29 protein-coding genes and 1 pseudogene are annotated in these 26,171 nt (G+C 69.3%); 19 read left to right on the plus strand and 11 right to left on the minus strand.

Translation table 11 applies throughout. The features are described from left to right. Positions 1-31 precede the first annotated feature (31 nt). Complete coding sequence (locus ACTWQA_RS03770) at positions 32-958, plus strand: glucosyl-3-phosphoglycerate synthase (RefSeq protein ID WP_443157893.1); 927 nt, start codon at positions 32-34, stop codon at positions 956-958. 95 nt (positions 959-1,053) lie between these two features. Further along, a complete protein-coding gene (locus ACTWQA_RS03775) occupies positions 1,054-2,262 on the plus strand; it encodes an acyl-CoA dehydrogenase family protein (protein ID WP_443157894.1) in 1,209 nt (402 codons plus the stop codon). A 344-nt stretch (positions 2,263-2,606) separates the two neighbouring features. Here ACTWQA_RS03775 and ACTWQA_RS03780 read toward each other — a convergent pair whose 3' ends face one another. Genes ACTWQA_RS03780 through ACTWQA_RS03790 form a run of 3 tightly spaced genes read right to left on the minus strand, consistent with a single transcriptional unit; the run spans position 2,607 to position 5,778 of the window. Beyond that, positions 2,607-4,235, minus strand: coding sequence for a GMC oxidoreductase (locus ACTWQA_RS03780; RefSeq protein ID WP_443157895.1), 1,629 nt, complete (start codon positions 4,233-4,235; stop codon positions 2,607-2,609). 22 nt (positions 4,236-4,257) lie between these two features. Further along, positions 4,258-4,680, minus strand: a complete 423-nt coding sequence (locus ACTWQA_RS03785; protein WP_327582621.1) for a gluconate 2-dehydrogenase subunit 3 family protein — start codon at positions 4,678-4,680, stop codon at positions 4,258-4,260. 45 nt (positions 4,681-4,725) lie between these two features. Continuing rightward, positions 4,726-5,778: an RNA polymerase subunit sigma-70 gene (locus ACTWQA_RS03790; protein WP_443157896.1), complete on the minus strand. Its 1,053-nt coding sequence runs from the start codon at positions 5,776-5,778 to the stop codon at positions 4,726-4,728. A 147-nt stretch (positions 5,779-5,925) separates the two neighbouring features. Here ACTWQA_RS03790 and ACTWQA_RS03795 point away from each other — a divergent pair, with 147 nt between their 5' ends. The 4 genes and pseudogenes from ACTWQA_RS03795 to ACTWQA_RS03810 all read left to right on the plus strand — a co-directional run bounded on the left by ACTWQA_RS03795 (position 5,926) and on the right by ACTWQA_RS03810 (position 8,095). Next, complete coding sequence (locus ACTWQA_RS03795; protein WP_305917858.1) at positions 5,926-6,648, plus strand: SDR family NAD(P)-dependent oxidoreductase; 723 nt, start codon at positions 5,926-5,928, stop codon at positions 6,646-6,648. A 34-nt stretch (positions 6,649-6,682) separates the two neighbouring features. After that, positions 6,683-7,414, plus strand: coding sequence for an SDR family oxidoreductase (locus tag ACTWQA_RS03800; protein ID WP_443157897.1), 732 nt, complete (start codon positions 6,683-6,685; stop codon positions 7,412-7,414). 24 nt (positions 7,415-7,438) lie between these two features. Next, positions 7,439-7,552: pseudogene (locus ACTWQA_RS03805) on the plus strand (hypothetical protein); the annotation flags it as partial. Positions 7,553-7,669: 117 nt separating this feature from the next. Next, complete coding sequence (locus tag ACTWQA_RS03810) at positions 7,670-8,095, plus strand: YbhB/YbcL family Raf kinase inhibitor-like protein (RefSeq protein WP_443157898.1); 426 nt, start codon at positions 7,670-7,672, stop codon at positions 8,093-8,095. A 56-nt stretch (positions 8,096-8,151) separates the two neighbouring features. Here the strand turns inward: ACTWQA_RS03810 and ACTWQA_RS03815 are convergent, their stop codons facing one another. The 7 genes from ACTWQA_RS03815 to ACTWQA_RS03845 all read right to left on the minus strand — a co-directional run bounded on the left by ACTWQA_RS03815 (position 8,152) and on the right by ACTWQA_RS03845 (position 14,123). Further along, positions 8,152-8,526, minus strand: coding sequence for a DoxX family protein (locus tag ACTWQA_RS03815; RefSeq protein WP_443157899.1), 375 nt, complete (start codon positions 8,524-8,526; stop codon positions 8,152-8,154). A 145-nt stretch (positions 8,527-8,671) separates the two neighbouring features. Next, entirely contained in the window at positions 8,672-9,274 is a 603-nt protein-coding gene (locus ACTWQA_RS03820; RefSeq protein ID WP_443157900.1) for a TetR/AcrR family transcriptional regulator, read from the minus strand. Between the two features lie 138 nt (positions 9,275-9,412). Continuing rightward, positions 9,413-10,624 (minus strand): ABC transporter substrate-binding protein, encoded by a 1,212-nt coding sequence (locus ACTWQA_RS03825; RefSeq protein WP_443157901.1) that lies wholly within the window; start codon positions 10,622-10,624, stop codon positions 9,413-9,415. A gap of 22 nt (positions 10,625-10,646) precedes the next feature. After that, the gene (locus ACTWQA_RS03830) at positions 10,647-11,705 is read right to left on the minus strand and encodes a branched-chain amino acid ABC transporter permease (protein WP_443157902.1); all 1,059 of its coding nucleotides are present in this window, start codon (positions 11,703-11,705) and stop codon (positions 10,647-10,649) included. After that, the gene (locus ACTWQA_RS03835; protein WP_443157903.1) at positions 11,702-12,583 is read right to left on the minus strand and encodes a branched-chain amino acid ABC transporter permease; all 882 of its coding nucleotides are present in this window, start codon (positions 12,581-12,583) and stop codon (positions 11,702-11,704) included. Before ACTWQA_RS03835 ends, ACTWQA_RS03830 begins: the two co-directional genes overlap by 4 nt. Further along, positions 12,580-13,332, minus strand: coding sequence for an ABC transporter ATP-binding protein (locus ACTWQA_RS03840; RefSeq protein WP_443157904.1), 753 nt, complete (start codon positions 13,330-13,332; stop codon positions 12,580-12,582). The genes ACTWQA_RS03835 and ACTWQA_RS03840 overlap by 4 nt, the downstream gene beginning before the upstream one ends. After that, entirely contained in the window at positions 13,329-14,123 is a 795-nt protein-coding gene (locus ACTWQA_RS03845; RefSeq protein ID WP_443157905.1) for an ABC transporter ATP-binding protein, read from the minus strand. The genes ACTWQA_RS03840 and ACTWQA_RS03845 overlap by 4 nt, the downstream gene beginning before the upstream one ends. A gap of 630 nt (positions 14,124-14,753) precedes the next feature. On the opposite strand from ACTWQA_RS03845, the gene ACTWQA_RS03850 reads away from it, so the two are divergent. From ACTWQA_RS03850 to ACTWQA_RS03895, 10 genes are all read left to right on the plus strand, one after another. Next, entirely contained in the window at positions 14,754-15,938 is a 1,185-nt protein-coding gene (locus ACTWQA_RS03850) for a cytochrome P450 (protein ID WP_443157906.1), read from the plus strand. Then, positions 15,935-16,963: an amidohydrolase family protein gene (locus ACTWQA_RS03855; RefSeq protein WP_443157907.1), complete on the plus strand. Its 1,029-nt coding sequence runs from the start codon at positions 15,935-15,937 to the stop codon at positions 16,961-16,963. The genes ACTWQA_RS03850 and ACTWQA_RS03855 overlap by 4 nt, the downstream gene beginning before the upstream one ends. 37 nt (positions 16,964-17,000) lie before the next feature. Then, positions 17,001-17,912: an ABC transporter substrate-binding protein gene (locus tag ACTWQA_RS03860; protein ID WP_443157908.1), complete on the plus strand. Its 912-nt coding sequence runs from the start codon at positions 17,001-17,003 to the stop codon at positions 17,910-17,912. Between the two features lie 2 nt (positions 17,913-17,914). Then, positions 17,915-18,586, plus strand: a complete 672-nt coding sequence (locus ACTWQA_RS03865; protein WP_443157909.1) for a 4-carboxy-4-hydroxy-2-oxoadipate aldolase/oxaloacetate decarboxylase — start codon at positions 17,915-17,917, stop codon at positions 18,584-18,586. After that, positions 18,579-19,136, plus strand: coding sequence for a cupin domain-containing protein (locus ACTWQA_RS03870; RefSeq protein ID WP_443157910.1), 558 nt, complete (start codon positions 18,579-18,581; stop codon positions 19,134-19,136). Before ACTWQA_RS03865 ends, ACTWQA_RS03870 begins: the two co-directional genes overlap by 8 nt. Continuing rightward, entirely contained in the window at positions 19,133-20,383 is a 1,251-nt protein-coding gene (locus ACTWQA_RS03875) for an NAD(P)/FAD-dependent oxidoreductase (RefSeq protein WP_443157911.1), read from the plus strand. Before ACTWQA_RS03870 ends, ACTWQA_RS03875 begins: the two co-directional genes overlap by 4 nt. Positions 20,384-20,430: 47 nt before the next feature. Beyond that, on the plus strand, positions 20,431-20,748 hold the full coding sequence (locus ACTWQA_RS03880; RefSeq protein ID WP_443157912.1) for a 2Fe-2S iron-sulfur cluster-binding protein: 318 nt from the start codon (positions 20,431-20,433) through the stop codon (positions 20,746-20,748). Positions 20,749-20,797: 49 nt separating this feature from the next. Continuing rightward, positions 20,798-21,895, plus strand: coding sequence for an alcohol dehydrogenase catalytic domain-containing protein (locus tag ACTWQA_RS03885; protein WP_443157913.1), 1,098 nt, complete (start codon positions 20,798-20,800; stop codon positions 21,893-21,895). Between the two features lie 102 nt (positions 21,896-21,997). After that, positions 21,998-23,083, plus strand: a complete 1,086-nt coding sequence (locus ACTWQA_RS03890) for an S-(hydroxymethyl)mycothiol dehydrogenase (RefSeq protein WP_443157914.1) — start codon at positions 21,998-22,000, stop codon at positions 23,081-23,083. After that, a complete protein-coding gene (locus tag ACTWQA_RS03895) occupies positions 23,084-23,704 on the plus strand; it encodes an MBL fold metallo-hydrolase (protein ID WP_443157915.1) in 621 nt (206 codons plus the stop codon). A gap of 144 nt (positions 23,705-23,848) precedes the next feature. Here the strand turns inward: ACTWQA_RS03895 and ACTWQA_RS03900 are convergent, their stop codons facing one another. Further along, positions 23,849-24,445, minus strand: coding sequence for an NAD(P)-dependent oxidoreductase (locus ACTWQA_RS03900; RefSeq protein WP_443157916.1), 597 nt, complete (start codon positions 24,443-24,445; stop codon positions 23,849-23,851). Positions 24,446-24,528: 83 nt separating this feature from the next. On the opposite strand from ACTWQA_RS03900, the gene ACTWQA_RS03905 reads away from it, so the two are divergent. The 3 genes from ACTWQA_RS03905 to ACTWQA_RS03915 all read left to right on the plus strand — a co-directional run bounded on the left by ACTWQA_RS03905 (position 24,529) and on the right by ACTWQA_RS03915 (position 26,021). Beyond that, positions 24,529-25,131: a PadR family transcriptional regulator gene (locus ACTWQA_RS03905; protein WP_443157917.1), complete on the plus strand. Its 603-nt coding sequence runs from the start codon at positions 24,529-24,531 to the stop codon at positions 25,129-25,131. Positions 25,132-25,245: 114 nt separating this feature from the next. Then, positions 25,246-25,626, plus strand: coding sequence for an SgcJ/EcaC family oxidoreductase (locus tag ACTWQA_RS03910; protein WP_443157918.1), 381 nt, complete (start codon positions 25,246-25,248; stop codon positions 25,624-25,626). Next, positions 25,623-26,021 carry a hypothetical protein gene (locus ACTWQA_RS03915; protein ID WP_443157919.1) on the plus strand — a complete coding sequence of 133 codons (399 nt, stop codon included), beginning with the start codon at positions 25,623-25,625 and terminating at the stop codon, positions 26,019-26,021. Before ACTWQA_RS03910 ends, ACTWQA_RS03915 begins: the two co-directional genes overlap by 4 nt. Positions 26,022-26,171: the final 150 nt, after the last annotated feature.

Genomic DNA, 26,171 nt, shown 5'->3' on the forward strand with positions numbered 1-26,171 from the left:
ACAAGTTGGGGGATTCGGGGGGAGGTGTCGCATGCTTCCAGAAGTATCCGGATGGTTGCGGCGCCGTACTTCGTCTGCCGGGGACTGGCCGGTCCGGGACCTGGTGGCCGCCAAAGGGGACACCACCGTCAGCGTGGTGCTCCCAGCCCGCGACGAACGAGAGACCATCGGCGACATCGTCCGCGTCATCCGGCGCGAGCTGGACGGGCTCGTCGACGAGATCGTGGTCATCGACTCGCGCTCCTGTGACGACACCGCTCGGGTGGCCACGCGTGCCGGAGCCCGGGTGCACGCCCAGGACGAGATCCTGCCGGAGCTCGAGCCGCTGGACGGCAAGGGCGAGGCCCTGTGGAAGTCGCTGGCGGTCACCGGCGGTGACGTGCTGGTGTTCGCCGACGCCGACATCAGAGGATTTCGCGCCTCGCTGATCTGCGGGGTGCTCGGGCCGCTGCTCGCCGACCCCACCGTCGGCTACGTCAAGGGCTGCTACGACCGCCCGCTGAACGGCGCGCCGAACGGCGGCGGCCGCGTCACCGAACTGGTCGCGCGCCCGCTCATCAACCTGCACTGGCCGATGCTGGCCGGCTTCGTGCAGCCGCTGGCAGGTGAGTACGCCGGCCGCCGCTCAGCGCTCGAACGCGTCCCCTTCCTCACCGGGTACGGCGTCGAACTGGGCCTGCTGATCGACTTGCTCGACCTGGCCGGGCTGGACGCCTTCGCGCAGGTGGACCTGGGGTCGCGGGAGCACGCCCCGCAGTCGACCGAGGCGCTCGGCGGCATGGCGTCCCAGATCATGCTGGCCGCCTGGTCCCGCCTGCAACGCCAAGGCAAAATCCAGGCATTTCACGAACCGTCGCTACGCCTGGCCCAGTTCCGGCGCGGCTGTTGCGGGCACGACGTCCTGAACCGCGACGTCCGGATCTCGGAACGCCCCCCCATGATCACCCTGCCGGCCTGAATGGTCCAGCAGGCGGGGAGGCATTCCAGCCGAGGCTACCGATCGGTAAGGTGTTACCAGCGGTAACGGTGCGGCCGAGGTGAGGAGTGCAGCGCATGAGCGGGTTCTGCCCGGAGCTCAGTGACGACGTGATCCAAGTGCGCGACTGGGTGCACGCGTTCGCCCGCGACGTGATCCGCCCCGCCGGCGCCGAATGGGACGAGCGCGAGGAGACCCCCTGGCCGGTCATCCAGGAAGCCGCCAAGATCGGCCTGTACTCCTTGGACTTCTTCGCCACCCAGTGGTTCGAGGAGAGCGGGCTCGGTCTGCCTGTGGCGTTCGAGGAGATCTTCTGGGGCGACGCGGGCATCGGCCTGTCCATCGTCGGCACCGGCCTGGCCGCCGCCGCCCTGTCCTCGAACGGCACCCCGGAGCAGATGGGGGAGTGGCTCCCGCAGATGTTCGGCTCCGAGAACGACGTCAAGCTGGGCGCCTTCTGCGCCTCCGAGCCCGACGCCGGCTCCGACATCGGCTCGATCCGCACCCGCGCCGTCCACGACCGGGGTGACTGGGTGCTGAACGGCGTCAAGACCTGGGCCACGAACGGCGGCATCGCCGACGTCCACGTGGTCGTCGCCTCCGTCGAGCCGTCCCTCGGCACCCGTGGCCAGGCCTCCTTCGTCATCCCCCCGGGCACGCCGGGCCTGTCCATGGGCCAGAAGTTCCGCAAGCACGGCATCCGCGCCTCCCACACGGCCGAGGTGATCCTGGACGACGTCCGCATCCCCGGCTCCTGCCTGCTCGGCGGCAAGGACCGGCTCGACGCCCGGCTGGCCCGCGTACGCAACGGCGAACGGGCCGGCGAGCAGTCGGCCATGCGGACGTTCGAGACCACCCGCCCGTCGGTCGCCGCCATGGCCGTGGGCATCGCCCGGGCGGCCTTCGAGTACGCCAGGGACTACGCCCGCGAGCGTGAACAATTCGGCCGCAAGATCGGCGAGAACCAGGCGATCGCCTTCCTCCTCGCCGACATGGCCACCCGCGTGGACGTCGCCCGCCTCCTGACCTGGCGCGCGGCCTGGATGGCCCGCCAGGGCCGGCAGTTCGAGCAGGCGGAGGGGTCGATGTCGAAGCTGGTGGCGGGGGAGACGGCGGTGTGGGTGACAGAGCAGGCGATCCAGATCCTGGGCGGCGCCGGGTATACGAGAGACCATCCGGTGGAGCGTTTCCACCGAGACGCCAAGATCTTCACCATTTTCGAGGGAACATCAGAGATCCAGCGGTTGATCATCGGCCGTGCGGTCACCGGCCTGGAGGTTCGCTGAAAATGTCCGATCTTCGAAGCATGTTTTTGGAGACCATTTAGCGTCCTGTTCCGTCGCTGTTCCGTCAGGGTGAGCGTGCGGTCTCGGAAGAAGATCGTTTGACGTGCCGCCTCTCATTACGGAGAGCGACAATGCGCCGCCTTGGCAGAGCTGCGCTGGTACCTGAGCGAGATCAGAGAAACCGCGAATAACGACGACCACGCGGCCATCGGCAGCGGACACTGGCGGTGCCTCTGATGGCGGTCTGGGGACCAGCATCGCCATCTCGCCGTCGTGGTGGCCATGCCGGTGCTGATCGCCCGTCTGCTGCGCCCCGTCCGCCAGAGCATCTGAGGTGCTCGGCGTCACCACTCGGCGCAGACATGCTCGGCCGCGCGAAACGCCAGGGCCATGATCGTCAGCACGGGATTGACGGCGCCGTTGGTGACGTGCACGGAGGCGTCCATGACATAGAGGTTGTCGTGGCCGTGGACACGGCCCCACCGGTCCACGACCGACGTCAGTTCGTCATCGCCCATCCGGCACGTTCCCGACTGGTGCTGACCCGCGTACAGGGCCAGGGGAGCCGGCTGCGTCCACGTCCGCCGCGCGCCCGAGGCGAGCAGCCAGGCACGGGCCCGGCCGGCAATGTAGGCCGCGGTACGCACGGTCTCCGGATGTGTCGTGCCGGACAGGCGGGCGACAGGGATGCCCCACCGGTCGCGTACGTGGGGGTCGAGTCGCGTCCTCGCGTGCGGGCTGGGGATTTCCTGGACCGGACCGCCCACCCGCATGACGTGGCGGTACTTCTCCCGGATGTACCGCTTGTTCTCCATGCCCCAGCGGGGCAGGTCAGGAGGCAGATTGCCGGCCCAGAAGGTGATCGGCAGCACGGTGAACTCGTCGGCGAGCATCGCCCCGCCGATGACGCCGTCGTTGTGGTGCGCGACGTCGAGTGTCGCCAGCGAGACGCCGGGCCCGAGCCCGTCGTACACGGGCTCCGGCATCTCGCCCAGAGCCCAGGCGTAGGCGTGACCTTGCACGTGCCGCCCCACCTGATCGTGGTTGTTGCCCAGCCCGTACGGCTCGCGCCGCGTCCGTGAGTTCTGGAGCAGCCGCGCCGTCTCGATCGCACCGGCCGCGCAGACGACGACCTCGGCCTCGACGACGTGGCGCGCCCCTGACCGGTCCACCCAGCGGACGCCGGTGACCCGGCCCGCGGGATCGCATTCGATTCGTTCGGCCACCGCCTCCGGCAGCAGCCGGGCGCGGCCGGTGGCGAGCGCGCGGCGTAGCACCGTGTTGTGCGAGCCGTTCTTCGCCTCCACCCGGCAGGCGAAGCCGACACAGTGCCGGCAGCGGGTGCACGCCGCCCGTCCGGCGTACGGCACCGAGTTGATCAGCAGGGGCACCGGCAGCACCTCCCAGCCGAGGGCGGCCGCGCCCCCGCGCAGGGCTCTGGCCTGCGGGCCCTCCGGAAGCGGGGGCATGGGGTACGGCCTGGCGCGCTTCCAGTGACGGCTGCTCGCCTGGTGGTCGCCGCAGACCCCGATCTCCCACTCGGCCCGTTCGTAGAAGGGCGCGAGGTCGTCGTAGCCGATGGGCCAGTCGGCGAGACTGCTCCCCTCGGGGACGCCGTACGTGCCCGCCATGGCGAAGTCGGCGGGCAGGAACCGCCACGCCTGGGCCCCGTAGAGCCGCGTACCGCCGCCGACCAGCGTGGCGTTGCCGTGGAAACCCGGCTCGTGCGGCCGCACCACATGCTCGCCGCCCGCCGCGTCGACGAAGACCCGCGGGCCGTCCTCGTAGTCCGGGCCGGAGCGGTGGGAATAGCGGGTGAAGCGGTGATTGCGCAGATGGTCGCGGCCGATCTGCTCGTACGTGAGGTCGCGGCCGCGTTCCAGCACGACCACCTGCTTGCCGGCCTCGGCGAGGATCGCGGCGGCGACCCCGCCACCCGCGCCCGATCCGATCACGACCGCGTCCGCCCGCATCAGCCGCGTCCCTCTCGCCCGATCAATCGCTCACCTCGAACCCGATCATCCGCCAGGAGACGGCGTCGCGGTTGCCGCCGTTGTCCGGATCGCCGTAGAAGCCCTCCATGACGTGCCCCACCACCGTGTTGACGAACACCACCGGGTCGAACGGCCACGGCGTGCGAGTGTCGCCGGATTCCACGCCCCGCAGCAGCTCCTCGCGACGCTCGTACGAGAGCACGGGGAAACGCGCGCCGTACCTCCCGCGCGCCTCGGCCTCTACGGCGTCGAGGCCCGCCGCATAGTACGCGCGCAGGTCGAACCGCCCCTCCAGATAATCGAGCACACCGGCCTCGGTGCCGCTCGGGTACTCGTCGGCGGGGACGATCGTGTCCACGACCGCGCTCAGCGTCGCGGCCTGCTCAGGGGTCACTCCCCACAACGGGGCGCCGGGCGCTCGCATGTGCCCTCGATCACCTTCCTTTCCGGGACGGATCGTATGACGTTTTCACAGTGCGGCGCGTCCGCCGGGATCGGCACTCGAGCCGCGAAGGCCGGAGTCCTGGTCGAGTGTCCGGGGCAGGCCGAGGTGCGCTGCGATCGTCGTCTCGAAATGCGTGAGCTCGCAGATCCGGTCGCCGGCGAAGCCTGCCACGAGGACCCCCGTGACGCGCAGGGCACCGGTCACCGGGTCGCGGACGTACTCGCCCCACGCAGGCTGGCCGTTCGCCCGGACCGGCACCATCCTGGCGATCCCTCGCCGGTGCGCGTCGATCGCGGTGAAGAACCGGTGGACCGCCTCGGTGCCCCGGTACTCGAAGGGCAGGGGCGGCATCCGCACCCACACGTCATCGGTCATCAACGCGATGAGCGCATCCACGTCGTGCTCGGTGAAGGCCGTGACGAAGCGGTCCACCAGCGCCTGCTCCTCCGGCCCGCCGACGGGTGGCGGTGACGGCCGCTCGGGGGTGCGGGCCGCGTCCATCGTCGCCCGGGCGCGCTTGAGCGCACTGGTGACGGCGTCCTCGGTCAGCCCGAGCAGCTCGGCGGTCTCGCTCGCCCGGTAGCCGAGCACGTCACGCAGGAGCAACACCGCGCGCTGGTTCGGCGGCAGCAGTTGAACGGCGGTCACGAACGCCAGCGAGATCGCCTCGCGGGACTCGTACCGTGCCTCCGGTCCCGGCGCCTGATCGGGCAGGCCGTCGAGCAGGACATCCGGATACGGCTGCAGCCACAGCACCTCGCCCATCCCGGAAGGCTCCGGCGGTGGAATCGCGGGCTGCGCAGCCGCCACCCGCCGACGCCCTGACGTCCGCAGCACGTTGAGGCATCGGTTGGTGACGATGCGAAACAGCCACGTGCAGATGGACGATCGCCCTTCGAACCCGCCCAGGCCGGCCCACGCCGAGAGCAACGCGTCCTGCAGCGCGTCCTCGGCGTCCTGCAACGACCCGAGCATGCGGTAGCAGTGCGCCTGCAGCTCGCCGCGATGTGGCTCGATCAGCGCCGTGAACGCGTCACGGTCACCCTCCCGTGCCCGCTGGAGCAGTTCGGCCGACATGGATCACCTCCGTCGTCATTCTCCGCTCGGTACCGACACCGCCGGCCGCCTGAACTGGTCGCCACGGGCCCGCCCAGTTTCCGCCGGCCCGCAGTGTCTGTCTGTGGTGCAAGCCCGCACCGTCAGAACCGAACGGAGAACCCCACCATGTCGAACACCATCGCGAACAGGACCGTCCTCGTGACCGGCGCCAACCGAGGCCTCGGACGCGCGCTGGTCGATGAGGCCTTGCGCAGAGGCGCCGAGCGGGTCTACGCCGGGATGCGGCAGCCCTCGCCCCATCCCGACGGACGCGTCACCCCACTGATGCTCGACGTGACCGACGGCGCGCAGATCCAGGCGGCCGCCGAACGCGTCGATGCGCTCGACGTCCTGGTCAACAACGCCGGGCTGGCGGCCTACGACGACCTCGGTGACCGGGCGGTGCTGGAGCGGCACTTGGCGGTCAACCTCTTCGGTCCGTACGCCGTCACCCAGGCGTTCCTGCCGCAGTTGACCCGCTCGCGCGGCGCCGTCGCCAACGTGTTGTCGGTCGCGGCCCTCGCATCCCTGCCGCTGACCCCCGCGTACTCGATCTCCAAGGCCGCGGCGTTCTCGCTCACCCAGTCCCTGCGCGCATTGCTCGCTTCGCGGGGTGTCCGGGTGCACGCCGTGCTGGCAGGACCCGTCGACACCGAGATGTCCCGCGGCTTCGACGTACCGAAGGCCGCTCCGGAGTCGGTGGCACAGGCGATCTTCGACGGCGTGGCCGGCGGCGAGGAGGAGATCTTCCCTGACCCCATGTCGGCGTCTTTGGCGCCGAGCTGGCCCGTCGGCGCGGTCAAGGCGCTCGAGCGCGAGAACGCGGCGTTGCTCGAGTCTCCGCGCTGATCACGACCACAGAGGAAAAGGAGGACGAAGCATCGTGAGCGACTTGTCGGGTAAGACCACTCTTGTTGTCGGCGCGAGCCGAGGGCTGGGACGCGGGATCGCCGGCGCGATCGCCGACGCCGGCTCCCCGGTGATCGCGCTCAGCCGGTCCGATCACCTTCCCGCCCGTTCGGACATCCGAACCGAGGTCGCGGACGCCGCCGACGCCGCGACGGCCAAGCGTCTCCTCGACCGCTATGAACCGGCCGCCGTCGTCCTGGTGGCCGGCGCCGGCCCGCTCATACGTCCGCTGCACGAGCAGACGTGGGAGACGTTCTCGGTCAACTGGCACGCCGACGTCCAGATCGCGTTCCACTGGTTGCGCGAGGCCCTGCTCCGGCCCTTGAGCCCCGGCAGTCGGGTGGTCGTGGTCAGCAGTGGCGCCGCGCTGGCCGGGTCGCCGCTCAGCGGCGGGTACGCCGGAGCCAAGGCCACTCAGCGTCTGATGACCGCATACGCGCGGGACGAGGCCGAGCGTGCCGGCCTCGGCATCACCTTCACCGCCGTGCTGCCCCGGCTCACGCCGCTGACCGCACTGGGCCGGCCCGCCGTGCAGGCGTACGCGGCGCGTGCCGGCGTGCCCGAAGAGGAGTACGTCCGGGAGCTGGGAGAGCCGCTGACCCCCGAGGGCGCCGGCGCCGCCGTGGCCGAGCTACTGACCGCGGATGCCGCCACCGTGGCCCCGGCCTATCTGCTCTCCGCCGCCGGTCTGCGGCAACTGCCCTGACGCAGCTCGGCGGAGACCGGCGACTTCCACTGCGCGAAGTGCAGCGAGAAGGTGCATGTGAAGAAAGGGGACAAGATCCCCAAGTGCCCGAACGGGCACACCAGCTTCGAACGACGGACCAAAGAACCACGCAGCTGAGGCCCCATGGGCGTGGTCCGCTCACCCCGCTTGCGGGGGTGTCGAACTTTGCTCGTGGGGCAGCGGGTGGGCATGGCTGGAATAACGCTGCGTAGCAGCGCATTCAATGATCACGCGATGATCCCGCGCGAGTACTCCCACGAAGCCGGCGACGTCTCACCCGCGCTGGAGTGGGCCGGCGTGCCGGACGAGGCGGCCGAGCTGGTGCTCGTGTGCGAGGACCCCGACGCCCCGGGCGGCACCTTCACCCATTGGCTGGTCGCCGGCATCCCGCCGGACGCCTCCGGTCTGGAAGCGGGTGACGAGCTGAAAGCTTTCACCGTCGGCCGCAACGACTTCGGCACGCAGGGGTACGGTGGTCCGCACCCGCCGCCCGGCGATGCTCCGCACCGCTACTTCTTCCGCCTTTACGCCATGCCCGCTTCGACCGGACTGGCCGACGGCTCCTCCGCCGCCGAGTTCCGGCGCGCGACCGAGGGGAAGGTGCTTGCCTCGGGCACGCTGGTCGGCACGTACGGCAGGTGGGCCCCCGCAGCGCGGTGAGGCAGGCAGGCGTCAGCCCACAAGGGCTTCGTCGGACGGTTCCCCTCGCCGACCGCTCAACCGTTGACGTACGGGGCGAGCGCCACCGCGAGGAGGCCACCCATGAGCCCGAGGTTCTTGAGGAACTGGATGCGGTTGGCCTTGCGTGCCTGAGGATCGGTCTCGGCCCAGAACGCATGACCGGCGAGCGTCGTCGGGATCAGTGAGATCACCAGCCCGACCGCTGCGGCCTGCCACAGCACGCCGGTGGCGACGCCGATGCCGCCCGCGACCATCGCGACACCGTTGAATCGCACGGCGATCTCCGGGCGGGGGATGCGGAGCTTGGCCGCCATCGCGACGCGTGCGCCGGGTGCGGTGACGGCCTCGTAGCCGAGCCAGACGAAGGGCAGGCCGATTGCGATGCAGGCAAGCCGAAAGGCGATGTCCATGGCTGAACTCCTGAAGGGGTGAAGGAAACGGGTACTACTCGCAGGCGGTCATCGCCTGGATGTCAGGGGGAGAGGATGTGGCGGGTGTCCGGACGTCACCGCGACGAGCGGTGGCAGGGACCGTCGTCACGCATGCGTACGGTCCTCACCCGGAGTGCGTCACGTGGGCCGCGTTCCGGAGCGCGTTGAGCACGTGCCGGATCATCCGGCCCGACGTGTTGGCCTTGAGGAAGCTCGAGATGCCGCCGTAGGTGAGCTCCAGGACGATCCCGCCGAGGTCGAGCGCGCTGATGCCCGGCTCGCCGCCGGGCAGGAGCTTGCTCTGCAGGAGCGCGCCGGCCTGCTCCCATTGACTCACGAAGAGCTGACGGTGGCGATCGCTCAGGGTGCCGTCGCGCTGCGCACGGCGCATGAACTCGATGGCGATGATGCCCCACTTCTGCTCGCTCGCACGGGAGTCACTCCACCGGGCGACGATCTCGATCACCTCGTCAGGATCCGTGACCTCGCGAAGCAGCTCGGAGAGCTCGTGGACGTCCCGGCCGGCATTCCCTTCGAGCAACTCCAGCAGGATCTCCTCCTTCGAGGAGAAGTTGGAATAGAAGGCGCCCTTCGAGAAGCCGGCCTCTTCGGCAATGCGTTCGACCGAGGCGCCGTCATAGCCGTCGCGTGCGACGACGTCCAGCGCCGAGAGAAGAAGCTTCTCCCGCGTGAGTGCCTGCTTCTGCTCTCGCGTCAGCCGAGCCATTGGTACTCCACATCCGTTCGGTTGTTCGTGTGTTGCGCGCGGGTGTACCGCTCCTCCTTCACCGAAGGCAGACTATTGCGGCAACCGCTCCTGCCGTCCGTCCGGGCCCACAGCGTGGGCCCGGACGCGCAGCTCGATTCAGCCGGCGATGCCGGCCTTGGAGACATCGATGACGGAGTCGCGCGCCACCCAGCTCTTCCCGTCGAACTCGTGCAGCTGATATTGGTGAACCAGCCGGCCGTCCTTTTTGCCGGTGAGCGAAGCTTGATTGATGAGCAGGGGGTTCTCCTCCTGGGAAAGCGAGTCCCACGCGGAGAGGAAGCCGTCGCTGCTGATCTCCTCTGCCGAGCGGAGGGCTGAAACGATGGCTGCCGCCAGCCCGTAGCCGGTGAGAGCGAAGGTCTGGCCGGCGTCCGCGGACGGCGCGTATTTCGCCATGTCGGCCCGGTACTGTGCCAGCGCCTTGTCGTCGCTCAGGGCGGGGTTCTGGGGATCCTTGAACCACTGGTAGGAGAGAGCCTTGACGACGTTCTCCGCGCCGGCGGGATTGACCGTGCTGGCGAAGTCGGCGTACGGGCTGCCAATGAAGATCGTCGGCTTGTACTTGATCTGGCCCATGTGGGACAGCAGCGCGCCGATGGTCGGCGGGCCATGGGTCACGACCAGCACGTTGACGCCTGCGGCCTTGAGCTCCGTGACCTGGGACGTCAGGTCCCCCTGACCCGGCGGGATCCGTATGGCCTTCACGGGGGTGATGCCGGCCGCGGCGAGTCCGGCGAGCTGGCTCTCGGCGAATGCGTTGTTGAATCCCAGGAAACCGACGACGGCCTTGGGGAGGTTCTTCGCGATGTACTGCCCCTGGAGCTCACCCTCCCAGGCGATGTCCGGCACGAACGCGCGCGTGTAGGGGAAGCTCTGGACGTCGCTCAGCTCCTTCTCTCCCCCCTGCACGATCTGGGCGACGTGCGCCGCGTTGAGCGGAGGCCGCGCGGCAACCGAGATCCCGCCGAAGTTGACGACGACCGTCGCCTTGTCGCGCTCGGCGAACTGCCTGTTGTTGGACACCATGCGTGCGGGGTCGAAAGCGTCGTCGACGACCTTGAAGTCGATCTTTCGCCCGTCGACGCCTCCGGCGGCGTTCACGGCATCGAAGTACGCCTTGGCCCCGGAGGCCGAGGCGCCCGCCGACGCCAGAGGGCCGCTGAGCGGGTAGCTGGCCCGGATGACGATGTCGCCGCTGCCGTCCACCGCGCCTTGGGAGGATGCCGCGCGCCCGGAGCATCCCGCCAGAACGACCGCCAACATCGTCATGGCCACGGCCATGACCTTCTTACTTCTGTAGCGCACCATGGGAATCCTCTCGGTGGGGGGCTTACGTGAGGTCGGACATCTGCTTGTCGGGCGCTCCCTGGTCGGCACGGCGCGTATGGGATCCGCGCACTGGAGGCACGTCTCCCTGGGACCCGGTGGCGCGACGTGCCAGGCGCGAGAGGTCACCGACGAGGCCGGACGGCGCGACGATGAGGGTCAGGACGAGGGCGCAGGCGTAGACGAGCTGGGACCAGTTGCCCGCGAACTCGGCGCCGACGACGGTCTCGGCGAGCTTGGGGAGATAGATCACGGTCGCCGCGCCGACGAGGGCGCCGGCCCAGGTCCTGCTGCCGCCGACGACGCTCGCCGCGAGCAGCGTGATCGAGAAAGGCACGAGATAGCTGTCCGGTACGGCGATCGCCGCGACGAGCGCGTAGAACGCGCCCCCTGTCCCGGCGACCGCCGCGCTGACGGCGAAGGCCATGAGCTTCGTGCGGTTGACGTTGACCCCGTTCGCGGCCGCCAGGAGTGCGCTCGTCCGGACGGCCGCGAACGCCCGGCCGAGCCGGCCGGTGACCAGGTTGCGCAGCACGAGGAGAGTCAGGGCGAGCGCGACGAGGCACACGAGGAAACCGAACTGAGCCTCGGTGAGTCCACTCCAGGCCGGTGGCTCGATCGGGGAGTGCGCCATGAAGATGCCGAAGGTCCCGCCCGTGATCGGCTTGAGCCGGATGAGGAGCAGCGGGAAGATCGCCGCCACGGCGATCGTGAGCAGCCCGAGGTTGGCCCCGCCCATGGTGAGGCCGAGCACGCCGAGCAGCAGGCCGAGGGCCAGGCACACGGCGCCGCCGAGGAGGACCGCGGACCACCACGGCCACCCGTACGTGGCCACGAGAATGATCGCCGCATAACCGCCCAGCCCGAAGATGGCGCCGTGACCGACGCTGATCTGGCCGGAATGCCCCAGCAGGAGGTTCAGCCCGGCGACCGCCATCGCGATGGCGAGCATGCGTGTGAGGTCCAGCAGGTCGTAGTCGGAGACGAGGAAGGGGAGGACGGCACCGATCACGAGTGCGGCGGTCCAGCCGAGGGGCACGGCCCAGCGCAGGTTCGTGGTCATACCCTCACCGTCCTGGTCCTGCCGAAGAGTCCCGCCGGCCGCAGCATCACGATGAGGGCGGTGAGGGCGAAGGGCGCGATGATCGCGAGATCCCTGTCCAGCCCGGGCACGTACCGGCTGGCCAGGTTGTCGGTGATGCCGATCAGGATGCCCCCGACGACCGCCCCCACGCGGCTGGACAGCCCGCCGAGCGTGCCGGCGGCCAGCGCCAGGAGGAGGGGGAAGGTCATCATCCCCGGCGAGAGCGTGAGGACCGGCGCGGCCACGACCGCGGCGAACGCGCCGACCGCGGCGGCGACGGCCCACCCCACCATGAGCCACAGGCCCTGGTGCTGGCCGAGGAGTGTGGCCGAGGCGGGATTCTGCGCCACCGCGCGGAGCCGCAGTCCGACACTGGTCCGGTTGAACAGCAGCGCCGTCGCGGCCATGACGGCGAGCAGCGTGATCAGCGACCCGGCCTGCTGGACCGTCATGTGCAGGCCCGCGAACTCGATCAGCCCTTTCCCGAACGGGCTGGGGAAGGTTCGCGGGTCGGTCGTCCAGATGATCGACATGAGGGCGTTCAGGCCGAGGAGCAGCGCGACGCTCAGCGTGAGCAGAGGGAGTTCGCCGGCGCCCTCCAGGCGGCGGACCAGCACCCTCTCGATGAGCGCCCCACCGCCCGCGGACAGGGCAACCGTGAGGGGGAGGGCCACCCAGAAGCCCACGCCCGCTTGGGTCAGGATCAACGTCACGTAGGCCGACAGTGTGGCCATCTCCCCCTGGGAGAAGTTGAGCATCCCCGTGCCCTGGAAGACGACGCTCAGCGCGAGCGCGAGCATGCCGTACACGAGCCCTGTGCTCAGTCCGTCCAGCAGCTGCTGGAGCAGTTCGGTCATTTCTCGTCCTCTTCCGGATCGCCGGCCGCATCTCCCAGATAGGCACGCCTGATCACGTCGCCGTCGCTGAAGTCCGCCGTGGGACCGGCGGCGGCGACCCGGCCGCCCGCCAGGACGACGGCGCGGTCGGCGATGCGCAGGGAGAGTCGTGCGTTCTGCTCGGCGATCAGCAGCGATATGGACCACTCGCCCCTGATCCCGGCCAGGGTCTCGAAGAGCTGCTGGGTCACCATGGGCGCCAGGCCCAGTGACGGCTCGTCGATGAGCAGCAACTGTGGGCGCGCCATCAGTGCTCGTCCGATCGCGAGCATCTGCTGCTGCCCGCCCGACAGGAGCCCCGCGGCCCGCCGTCGCATGTCCGCCAGCACCGGGAACGTCGCATACACCTGGGTGAGGTCCTCGCGCGCGGTCGAACGCCGTCCTTTCGGACGGGCGAGGCCGCCGAGCCGCAGGTTCTCCTCCACGGTGAGGTCGGCGAAGGTGCCCCGGCCCTCGGGTACGTGGCCGACGCCGGCGCGGGCGGTGCGTGCGCCGCTCCAGCCGGCGATGCTCATCCCGCTGAGGATGATCTCGCCACGCGTCGACACCACCCGGGAGATGGCCCGCAGCAGCGTCGTCTTGCCGGCTCCGTTGGGCCCCAGAAGCACGACGATCTCGCCCGGGGCGATGCCGAGGTCGATCCCGTGAAGGACCTCGACCGACCCGTAGCGCGCGACGAGCCGCCTGGTCTCGAGCAGTCCCGTACTCATGCCTCCACCTCCGCCCAGTCATCGCCGAGGTAGGCGGCGACGACCTGCGGATCGGCCGCTACCTCGGCGGGGGGCCCGGCGACCAGAAGACGTCCCGCGTCGAGGACGACCACGTGGCGCGACACCCGCATCACGAGGCCCACGTCGTGCTCGACGAGGACGCACGTCATGCCGACCGCCGCCCCGAACTCCCCGACGTCGTCGAGCAGCTCGGACGCTTCGTCTGCGCCGAGTCCCGCGGCCGGTTCGTCGAGCAGCAGCAGCCGGGGCTCGGCGAGCAGGGCCCTGGCGACCTCGACCCGTCGCCGGTCCCCGTGGGCCAGGCTGCTGACGCGGCGCACGTCCGCTCGGGAGACACCGAGGCGCGACAGCAGCTCGCATGCCCGCGCACGCATCGAGGTCTCGTCCGACCTCATCGCGGGCAGCCGCAGGATCGATCCGATCAGCCCTCCGCGTACCTTCGGGTGCGCGCCCAGCATGACGTTGTCGAGCGCGGTCAGGTCCGGCACGAGCAGCGGTGTCTGGAAGGTGCGCGCAACGCCGAGCGCCGCGCGCCGGTCGGCGTGCAGCCGGCTCAGGTCACGACCTTCGAGTTCGACCGTGCCCTCATGGCGGACGACCCCGCTGATGCAGTTCAGGAGCGTGGTCTTGCCCGCTCCGTTCGGTCCGATCACCGCGGAGACGCCGCCCGAGGGGATCGAGAAGGAGACGTCCTGGAGCGCTCGGACCCCCTGGAAGCTGACTCCCAGGGTGCCGACGCGCAACGCGATGTCGGGTGGTGGATCGGTCATCGTCGGCACCGTCCTTGTCTGCGTGAGGTCGCCGATCAGGGCGAGCACCGGTGGTGCCCGCTGTCCATCGACTCGTCGACCTTCGCGTCCGCGACGTGGACGGCGTCCTCGGTCGCCGCGGCCTCACGGACCATCGGGTCCGAGGCGCGAGCACTTCGAGGGCGGTGTCGTTCACTGTCGTCTCACTTCTTCGTGAGACGGGGGACGGTCCGGGGCGAGTCCGGAGTAACGAGGGCCGTGGCACAGGCGGCTGTGCTGACGGCACTGTGACATCCTGTACAGGATCTGGATTCCGGACGGTATCTGCTGCTGGTGGCGGGTGTCAACAACCCGTTCATCCCGGCGAAACACGCCTGCCACGCGGCGGTCGCCGGGGATGTCCATGGGAGTGCCGGCCGGGTGAGCGCCCACCTCGATGCGTCACCGCAGGTCGGACGGCTCTCGACGCCTCGCGGCGCCGGTCTCAGGGCGAGGCGCGACGAGGTATTGACATCGCAAAGCGTGTTACATACTGTCCAGTATCCAAAGTCTGGCTGGTTTCCCAATGATTGGCCGTGCGGCTCGCCGTGACGGTTCGCGACCGCCGACTCAATCCGACCTTCCCGTCAAGACTGAATTGAGGAAGAGGACATGTCTGTATCGGAGCTGACGGGCGAGAACCTGTACCGGGATCCCTATCCGGTGTACGCCCGCCTGCGCGAGGAATCGCCGGTGGCCTTTTTCGAAGGCACCAAGGAATTCCTCGTCACGCGTTTCGAGGACTGTCGCGCGGTGGGTTCGAACGATCGCGTGTTCGGCCCGTCCGGCAGCCCCGACCGGCCGGAGGCGCGCGTCATGGGCATGCCGAACGTGCTGAGCATGAGCGGCGACGAACATCAACTGCTGCGTGCGGGCATCGACGACAACCTGACCCAGGAGGCGGTCCGGGGTTACGTGGAAATGCTCACGCGCCCGGTCGTGGAGGACTATCTCGCCCGGTTGAAACCCAGAGGCGCGGCGAATCTCACCGCCGACCTCTTCGAGCCGATCTCGGTCCGCTGCATCGGCAACGTCATCGGCCTCACGGACACCCCGAACGACACTCTGGTCGAGTGGTTCCACGCGATGGCGGCGGGCCTGCAGAACGTGAGCGACGACCAGGCCGTATGGGATCGGCTCGACCGAGCCCTGGCCGAGATCGAGACGCAGCTCGGGGCGCTCTACGAACGGGCGCTCGCCAGGCCCGACCACACTCTGATGAGCCACGTGATGCGCGGCGGCCTGCCCGAGGGGCAGGTGCGCAGTCTCGACGAGATCCTGCCCACGATGAAGGTGATCATTCTGGGCGGTCTCCAGGAGCCCGGCCACGCCGCCGCGAACGCCTGCGCGGGCCTGCTGCTGAACCCCGACCAGGCGAAGGTGGCCGCCGCGGACCCGGCGGAGCACGCGCTCCGCGCGTTCGACGAGGGCCTGCGCTGGATCGCCCCGATCGGGGTCACGCCACGGGTCGCCGCCGAGGACGTCGTCGTGGCCGGCACGACCATCCCGGCCGGAGCCTCGGTCGCCATCGTCATGGCCTCGGCGAACCGGGACGCGAGCCGCTTCGACAATCCCGATCGGTTCGACATGTTCCGCAAGAAGCGTCCGCACCTGTCCTTCGGCTTCCGGCCGCATTTCTGCTCGGGTCACGCCCTCTCGCGGGCGATGGGCCAGATCGCCCTCGAGGAGGTCTTCCGGCAGCTGCCGAACCTGCGGCTGGACGACAGCCGCGAGCTGCAGGCCAAGGGATGGCGTTTCCGCGGCGTCACGGATGTTCCGGCGACATGGGACGCGTGAGCAGCCTGGCCATCGACTGCCATGGCCACTTCACGACCGAACCCCCGGAGTTCCACGCCTTCCGCAAGGCTCAGATCGCCTTCGCCGAAGGGCGATCACAGGAACGACCCGCCTACTCCGGGATCGACGATGACGAACTCCAGCGGATCGTCGCCCAGAACCAGCTCCGGGTGCAGCAGGAACGAGGCTCGGACCTGACGATCCTGTCGCCGCGTGCGTCGGGCATGGGCCATCACGTCCCGGGTCAGGACATCGCCACGGAATGGGCCCGGCTCTCGAATGACACGGTCCGGCGCATCTGCGAGCTCTTCCCGCGGAACTTCGCCGCCGTGTGCCAGTTGCCCCAGACGGTCGACGGTGACCTGGAGCCCGTGATCGAGGAGCTGGAGCGCTGCGTGGGACACGGCTTCATCGGGTGCAACCTCAACCCGGACCCCTCGGGCGGACACTGGTCGGCACCGCCGATCTACGACCGCTGGTGGGATCCGCTGTGGGAGACCATGACCCGGCTGGACGTGCCGGCCATGATCCATGTCTCCGGCTCCTGCGCACGCGCCCTGCACACGACGGGGGCGCACTACCTCGCCGCCGACACCGCCGTGTTCATGCAGTTGATCGAGGGCGACCTCTTCGAGCGGCATCCCACGCTGCGGCTGATCATCCCGCACGGCGGCGGTGCGGCTCCGTACCACTGGGGCCGCTACCGGGGCCTGTCGATCACGCTCGGCAAGCCTCCGCTGTCCGAGCATCTGATGCACAACCTGTTCTTCGACACCTGCGTCTACCACCAGGCGGGCATCGAGGCCCTGTTCACGGTGATCGACCCGAAGAACCTGATCTTCGGGTCCGAGCTCCTCGGCGCGGTGCGCGCGGTGGACCCCGAGACCGGACACCCCTTCGACGACACCAAGCGCTACATCGACGCGCTCGGCCTGGACGACGAGACGCGGCACGCCGTCTTCGAGGGCAACGCGCGACGCGTCTACCCCCGGCTCGATGTGCTTCTCACGGCGCAAGGGCGCTGACCAGGCGCTCGTCTCCCCACCATTGGAGGTTCCATCGATGGCTACTGACCTGACACGAGTACGTTTCGCCGGCGGCGCCCAAGGTTTCAACTGGCTTCCGGTCTTCGTCGCGGAGGACCAGGGCCTGTTCGCGAAGTACGGGCTGGCGATCGACTACCTGCGGCTGGGCTCGGTCGACAAGGCCACCTCGGCCGTGCGGGACGGCACGGCCGATCTGGCGATCACGCCGCCGGAGGGCGCGGTCGCCGACTTCCTCTCCGGCGGCGATCTGCGCCTCATCGCGGCCAACGCGCTCCGCCTTCCGATGTCGCTCGTCGCGCGGCCCGGGATCGGCGGCATCGCCGAGCTGCGTGGAAAGCGGATCGGCACGTCATCCCTCACGGAGGGGACGGCCATCTACACGCAGATGATGCTCCAGCCGGAGGGCCTGTCGTATCCCGGTGACTACGAGTTCGTCCTCGCCGGTGTCCACACCACCCGGTGGGACGCACTGCAGAAGGGCGAGATCGACTGCGCTCCTCAGCCGGCACCGTGGAACTTCCTGGCCGAACGGCAGGGATACCGCCTCATCGGCGAGGTGAACGACGTGCTCCCTGAGATCATCTTCGCCGCGGTCATCGCCCATGCGGACTGGACGTCGCGGAACCGGGACACCGTCACGAAGCTGGTGGCCGCACTGGCCGAGGCCCACGACATCGTGAACGACCCGGCCCACGACGCCGTCACGCTGCCGATCTACCAGCGGATCACGACGCCCGACGACCCGGACCTGGCCGCGAGAGGTCTGTCCTACACGCGGGACATGGGCATGTGGCCGAAGAATCTCGAGGTCGCGCCGGCAGCCCTGGAAGCCACCGTGGACGTCATGATCCGCACCGGGCTGGTCGCGGCGGAACGGCGCGCCGAGGCGGCAGGCGTCCTTGACCCGAGCTTCGTACCGGTGGGTTGAGCATGGCACGCGTGGTGACGGCGATCGCGCGCACCGATGCGGCGATCTGCGATGGCTTCGCCGCACTCGGCGTGGCGACCGTGCACGAGGCACAGGGCCGGACCGGGCTCCTCGGCTCCTGGCTGCGCCCCCGTCAATCCGGGACGACCGTCGCCGGCACGGCTCTGACCTGCGAGGTCCCCCCGGGGGACAACTGGATGATCCATGTCGCGCTCGAGCAGGCGCAACCGGGCGACATCGTGGTCGTCACCCCGACCTCGCCGTGCGACGACGGCTACTTCGGCGATCTCCTCGCCACGTCGGCGCAGGCCCGGGGCATCCGCGGGCTCGTGATCGACGCCGGGGTACGCGACGTCGCGCAGTTGCGCACGATGGGCTTTCCCGTCTGGAGCAAGACCGTCAGCGCCCAGGGAACCGTCAAGGAGACGCTCGCCGACGTACAGGTTCCCATCGTCTGCGCCGGCGCTTTGATCACGCCGGGAGACGTGATCGTCGCGGATGACGACGGCGTCTGCGTGGTGCCGCGCGGCACCGCGGCCACGGTGCTCGAGACGGCCCGCCGCCGTGCGGCGGCCGAGGAGGACAAACGCCGGCTGTACGCGTCCGGCCGGCTCAGTCTCGACGTCAACGAGATGCGGACCCGGTTGCAGGAGAAAGGACTGGTCTATGAGTAGGTTCGCGCCGCCGGACGTCCCGCGGCGTGTGGTCACCGGCGTCAGGGACGGGAAGTCCGTCGTCGTCAGCGACGGTCCTGTCCCGAACGCCCACCACTACACCTCGATCCCCGGCATGATGACCTCGGTCGTCTACGCGACCGCGGCGACTCCGCCGTTGCCGCAGGACGACGGCGAGTGCGCGCCCGCGGGACTGGTGGTGCCACCGGCAACCGGTGAGACCCGCCTCATGATCGTTACCTTTCCGCCGGACACGTCGATGGCGCGGCCGGAGTTCGACCCGGCCGCGGCGGATGCGGAGCAGCGGGAGTTCATCCCCGGTCTGGCGGAGCGGTTCGAGGCGGACGCGCCAGGGATGCACCGCACGGAGACGGTCGACTACGACATCGTCCTCGACGGGGAAATCTGGCTGGAGCTGGACGACGGGGCCACCACGCATCTGCGGACCGGCGACGTGGCGGTCCAGTGCGGTACTCGGCACGCCTGGCGGAACAAGACAGACCGGACCGCGACGATGTGCTTCGTCCTGATCGGCGCCCTGCTGCGATGACATCAGCACACTCCACCATCGAGCACGTCGACTGCCTCGTCGTCGGCGGCGGACACGCGGGCGCGGAGACCGTGATCGCGCTTCGGCAGGCGGGGTTCGTGGGACGCATCGGCCTGCTCGGGGACGAGCTGGTGCCGCCCTACGAGCGTCCCGCCCTCTCAAAGGACTATCTGGCCGGCAAGAAGGACTTCGAGCAGCTGCTGCTGCGTCCCTCGAAGTTCTGGACGGAGCACGTGGTGACGCTGCGCCTCGGCCGGCGCGTCGAAGCCGTCGACCCCGAAGCCCACACGGTCACATGTGACGATCACACCACGATCGGCTACGGCGTGCTGGTGTGGGCCGCAGGAGGCCGTCCGCGTGGGGTGGCCTGCCCCGGGAACGACCTGGACGGCGTCCGCACACTGCGCAACAAGGCGGACTGCGATCAGCTCATCGCCGCCCTGCCGCAGAGCCTTCGCTTCGCGGTGATCGGCGGCGGCTACATCGGCCTCGAGGCCGCGGCGGTGCTCCGTGAGTTCGGCAAGGAAGTCACGATCATCGAAACGCTGGACCGGGTCCTCGCCCGCGTCGCCGCGGAACCGGTGTCCCGGTTTTTCGAGGCCGAGCACCGATCTCGCGGGGTGGACCTGCGCCTCGGCGCCGGCGTCGCCGAGATCCTGGGACACGACGGGGCGGTGAGCGGCGTGCGCCTCACGGACGACACGGTGATCCCGGCCGATCAGGTCATCGTGGGGATCGGCATCGAGCCGGCGATCCAGCCGCTCCTGCGTGCGGGGGCGGAGGCGGCCCCCGGCGGGACCGGCGTCCTGATCGACGACCTCTGCCGCACGACGCTCGCGGACGTGTACTGCGTCGGCGACTGCGCGGTGATGAGGAGCGGGCCCGGCGTCCGCATCGAGTCACGACAGAACGCTTCGGAACAGGCGCAGACGGCCGGCAAGGCGATCAGCGGGCACCCCCAGCCGTTGCGTCTCGTTCCGTGGTTCTGGTCGCACCAGTACGACCTGCGCCTGCAGACCATCGGCCTGAGCCTCGGGCACGACCAGACCGTCCTCCGTGGCGACCCGGCAGAGCGAGGCTTTTCTCTCTTCTATCTGAAGAACGGCGCGATCATCGCACTGGACTGCATCAACGCGACCCGGGACTACGTGCAGGGACGCAGGCTCGTGGAAGCAGGCGCGCGCATCGACCCCGCACGTCTGGCCGACACACGGACGCCACTGAAGGAAATCACCGCGGCGGCCTGATCCGCTGCGCCGATCACAGACTCATATGCCAGGAGGAGGAACGACCCATGCACTTCACTGTCACCACACGGGACGGTGCCGCCCACACGGTGGAAGGCCGCGCGGGCATGTCGCTGATGCAGAACATTCGCAACGCCGGGATCGAGGAGTTGCAGGCGATCTGCGGGGGGAGCCTCTCCTGCGCGACCTGCCACGTCTACGTCGACGCCCTGCCCGAGGGCGCCGAGCTTCCCCCTACGTCGCGGGACGAAGAGGACCTTCTCGATGCGTCCGACTATTTCGCGGACAACTCCCGCCTGGCCTGCCAGCTGATCTTCGGCCCTCAGCTCGACCGCGTGCGCGTGACGATCGCGCCCGAGGACTGACGAACGCCACGGCGACATTCTGTTCAAGAAAGGCATGATGGTGCAACTGATGCGCGCCGCGCGACTGCACGCGGTCGGCGACAAGATGGTGATCGAGGACGTGGAACGCCCGACCGCCGCCGGCACGGACGTCGTGGTTGCGGTGAAGGGCTGCGGCATGGTGCCCAACCTGGCCAACGTGCTCGCGAACTGGGAGTCGTGGTACCCCCAGATGCCGCTCCCGCCACGTCCGGCGATCTTCGGGCTCGATCCCGTGGGCATCGTGCACGAGGTCGGGGAACTGGTCGTCAACGTCAAGCCGGGGGACCGGGTCTACGTGAATCCGGGCCGCTCGTGCGGTGCGTGTCACGCCTGCGCGTCCGGTGCCCCGCAGCAGTGCGACTTCTGGACGTTGAACGGCTACTTCGGCTACAACGACAACAGCCTCGAGATGTTCCGGCGTTATCCGCACGGGGGCTTCTGCGAATACATGCGCGCCCCGCAGAGCGCCCTCGTCAAGCTCCCCGGCACCATCGAGTTCCGGCAGGCGACCCGGATGGGTTACCTCGGAACGGCTTTTGCCGCGGTCAAGAAGCTGGGACCCCTGGCGGGTAAGTCGCTGATCATCAACGGCGCGACGGGAACGCTCGGGGTCGGCGTCACCCTCGTGGCCCTGGCGCTCGGCGTCTCGCGCATCTACGCCGTGGCGCGCGGGACCCGGTTGCTGGAGCGACTGCAGGCGCTCGCCCCCGACCGGATCGAGACGTTCTCGAACGTCGAAGGCAGCACCGCCGCCTGGGTGAAGTCGTCGACCGCCGGCCGGGGTGCGGACTTCATGGTCGACACGCTCGGCGCCGTCGCCTCACTCGACTCGTTCAAGGACGCGATGCACGGCGTGAGGCGCGGCGGCCGGATCGTCAACATCGGCGGGACGGCCGGCGAGCTCGGCGTCGACGTGAAGTGGTGGATGGACGAGCAGATGGAGCTGATCGGCTCGGTCTGGTTCACCACCGCCGAAGGGATCGAGCTGGCCGAGATGATCCGTCATGGGGTGATCGACCTCTCGGTGCTGCAGCCCATGAGCTGGCCACTCGACGAGATCAACGAGGCGATCTCCGGTGTCGCCAGTGGCGATGGCGGCTTCACCAGCTACCTCGTCGAAATCTGATCGTGGCATCGCCCTTGAGCTTGCCGGGGGCGCCATCAGCACAACACCTTGCGGGCCTGGGAGCCGCTTCCCATCCGCGTTCAGCGAGGAGAAAGGGATCCCATGACCTACGAAGTCCAGGCCGTCGTCGCCCGCGGCAAAGGCGAGCCGGTGTCCGTCGAGACCATCCTGGTTCCCGACCCGGGACCGGGCGAGGCGGTGGTGAACGTCCAGGCCTGCGGGGTCTGCCACACCGACCTGCACTACCGGGAAGGCGGGATCAACGACGACTTCCCGTTCCTGCTCGGCCACGAGGCCGCGGGTGTCGTCGAGGCGGTCGGCGCGGGCGTCACCGACGTGCGACCCGGTGACTTCGTGATCCTCAACTGGCGCGCGGTGTGCGGCCAGTGCCGCGCTTGCCTGCGTGGCCGCCCCTGGTACTGCTTCAACACCCACAACGCGGCGCAGAAGATGACGCTCAAAGACGGCACCGAGTTGTCGCCCGCGCTCGGCATCGGCGCGTTCGCGGAGAAGACGCTGGTGGCGGCCGGGCAATGCACCAAGGTGCCGGCCGAGGCGTCCGCCCAGGTGGCGGGCCTGCTGGGCTGCGGCGTGATGGCCGGGATCGGCGCGGCGATCAACACCGGCGAGGTGACCCGCGGCGACAGCGTGGCCGTGATCGGCTGCGGCGGCGTCGGCGACGCCGCGATCCTGGGCGCGTCGCTGGCCGGAGCTGCGAAGGTCATCGCAGTGGACGTGGACGACCAGAAGCTCGCCTGGGCGCGAGACTTCGGCGCCACCCATACCGTCAACTCCCGCACGGCCGAACCCGTCGAGGCGATCCGCGACCTCACCGGCGGCCACGGCGCCGACGTGGTCATCGAGGCGGTCGGCAGCCCGGAGACGTACGAGCAGGCGTTTTACGCCCGCGACCTGGCCGGGACCGTCGTCCTGGTGGGGGTGCCGACCCCTGGGATGCGGATCGAGCTGCCCCTGCTGGACCTGTTCGGCCGCGGCGGTGCGCTGAAATCGTCCTGGTACGGCGACTGCCTGCCCAGCCGCGACTTCCCCATGCTGATCGACCTGTTCCTGCAGCACCGGCTGCCGCTGGACAAGTTCGTCACCGAGACCATCGCGCTGGACCAGGTCGAGGAGGCGTTCAACAAGATGCACCACGGCGACGTGCTCCGCTCGGTGGTGACCCTCTAGATGATCGACCACACCGTCACCTCCGGCACCTTCACCTTGGACGGCCAGACGTTCGACGTCGACAACAACGTCTGGGTGCTCGGCGACGACACCGAATGCGTGGTGATCGACGCCCCGCACGACACCGAGGCCATCATGAAGCTGGTCGCCGGCCGGCGGGTGCTCGCCCTGCTGGCCACCCACGCCCACGACGACCACATCCGGCACGCCCCCGAACTGGCCCGCCTGACCGGCGCGCCGATCCTCCTCCATCCCGCCGACCTGCCCCTGTGGCGACTCACCCACCCCGGACGCGAGCCCGACGGCAAACTGGCCGACGAGCAGATCATCGCGGTGGCGGGCACGGAAGTGCGCGTGCTCCACACACCGGGCCACGCTCCCGGCGCCTGCTCCTTCCACGTGCCCGACCTCGGCGCCGTCTTCACCGGGGACACCCTCTTTCAGGGAGGGCCGGGTGCCACCGGGCGCTCATACTCGTCGTTCGAGACGATCATCGCCTCGATCCGCGACAGACTGCTCGTCCTGCAGCTCGAGACGATCGTGCACACCGGCCACGGACCCGACACCACGATCGGCGCCGAGCAGCCTCACATGCAGGAATGGATACGCCGAGGGCATTGAGGACGGCAGCCCGTCTTCGGTATGTGCCAGTCAACCCCTGGGGTTACGCGTCTCCAGCAGTGAAGTGACCAATCGCTACGCTGGAGTGCCGAGAGGCGTTGGAGGTCATCGCCGCCATGGCCGAGGCCCTGCACGCCTGCTGGGCTATCGCGGGCCGCAGATACCGAGGGCCTTGCCGATCAGGGCGGGATCCTCGACGGTGTCGAGCAGCGCCATCGCGTAGTCGGCGCGCGAGAGCTGCATCGCGCCGCCCGTGGCGTTGGCCTCGAAGTCGATGTGCACGCGCCCGGCGGGCGGCTTGTCGTTGAGCATCGTGGCTCGGGCGATGCTCCAGTCGAGCCCGCTGACCTGCAGCATGCCCTCGGCGCGTGCGAGGTCCGCGTACGCCTCGCGGAGGAACAGCCATGCCAGGGAGACCGCGAGGCGGGGCCGGGTGGCGGTCACGGAGCGGCTGCTCGTCATCACCACCCGCCGTACGCCGTGCTCCTGCATGGCGGTGATGAGGGTGGCGGCGATCCGGCTGCCGCCGACCGCGGCGATGACGGCGTCCTGCCCCTGTACGGCCCGGCATACGGCCTCGAGGTCGTGCGCGTCGCCCTGGTGCACACCTGCCAGCCCGGTGCGGGCGGCGAGCAGTTCCGGCCGGCGGGCGAAGGCGGTGATCTCGTGTCCACGTTTGACGCCTTGCGTCAGGACGTGCTTTCCGGTGCGGCCGGTAGAGCCGATGACCATGATCTTCATTCTAGTGCCTCCTTCAATATGGTGTTTTGCACTATAGCGATACTCCTGAGCTATAGTGCAAACTGCACTAAGAAAGGAGAGTCATGGCACGACGTCCCGACCTGGTCGGCCTGACCGTGCTGGCCATGCTGTCGGTACGTCCCGGCCACCCGTACGAGCTGCACCGCTTCATCGTCAACACGCACAAGGACTACGTGACGGGGCTGCCGAGAAGCCTCTACCACGCGGTCGACAAGCTGGCCGGCGAGGAGCTGATCGTCCCCGTCGAGACCAGCAGGGAAGGCCGCCGGCCCGAACGCACCATCTATGAGATCACTGACGAGGGCCGCCACGAACTGGCGACCAGGCTCCGAGCGCTCCTGGAGAACCCGGGTGGCGAGCGCCGCGTCTTCACGGCGGCCGTCTCGCTCATCGGCGTCCTCCCGGTGCCCGACGCGTTGCAGTCCCTACGCACCAGGGAGGCGGCACTCGAAGGAAACCTCGCCGGGCTGAATGGACACCTGAGAGCTCTGCGGGACAGTGGCCTGCCCGACGTCTTGACGATCGAGCTCGACTACGAGCGGGCCCTGACCGAGACCGAGCTGGCCTGGATCAGGCGGCTCATCGCCCGCCTGGAGTCGGGCGAACTCGACTGGTCGGGCACCCTCAACCGCGACCAGCTGGAAAACGTGCTCGACGAATCATGAGAAGCGGCTGTCAGGGTGCGCCAACACCCTGACAGCCGGACATCCGAACAAGGCGCCTGCCCTGCCTGGAGTCGCAACCTCAGGATAGGCGCCGCGACCACAAGGAGTTGCGCCATGTCCGCCACCGCGGAGATCATCACCATGCTCACCTGTCTTGCCGAGGCGTGGAACGCAGGTGACGCCACCGCTTACGCCGCGCGGTTCACCGAAGACGCCGACTACATCTCCTTCGACGGCACGCACGCCCAGGGGCGACAGGCCATCGAGTCCTCGCACCGATGGCTGTTCGAAGGGCCGCTCAAGGGCTCCACCATGGCCGCCCCCGACAGCGACGTCAAAGTCAAGCCGCTGGCCGACGGCGCCGCGCTGCTGATCTCCCAGGGCGGCACCGCCGTGGACGGCCGCCGACGCGACTCGATCGTCACCCTCACCGCCGTACACACCCTCGAAGGCTGGCGCTTCGCCTCCTTCCAGAACACCAGGGTGACGTCGTGACCAAGAAGAAGCTGCTCGCCGAGGTTGCCGGGATCATCGAGGCGCCGGTCGCCAAGGTCTGGGACGCCATGGCCGACGAATTACTGCCCGGCGGCAGGCGCTCCGGCCGCTTCACCATCGAAGACTTCCCCGGCCACACCTCCACCGTGGAGGTGGCCGGTCACACCATCTCCTTGCAGGGCGGCTGGTGGTACCGGGGCGAATGGAGCGTCGAACCGCATCCCGAAGGGACGCTGCTCGTGCATCGCGTCTTCAACGTGGCGCAGTGGGCGCGCTGGGGTGTGCCGCTCGCCAACCGCATGTTCGTCGGTTTCGCCGACAGCACGCGTGCGGCCTTCATGGAGGAGCTCGCCCGGATAGGACATCGTCTGGGGTGTCCCACCCGTCCGGCCTGAATGTCGTAGTCCGCCAGCACGAGACCGCTTCATCCCGACCAATTCGACCTCGAGCAGCCCATCCCCACCACGCAGACCATGATCGTATGAAAGATCGCGAAGCGCCGGCGGGTCGCCGCCGGACCTGCGTGTGTGGCAGTGGTCGCCTTA

It is taken from the genome of Nonomuraea sp. 10N515B, from assembly GCF_052245915.1.
In the GTDB taxonomy this organism is placed as follows: Bacteria; Actinomycetota; Actinomycetes; order Streptosporangiales; family Streptosporangiaceae; genus Nonomuraea.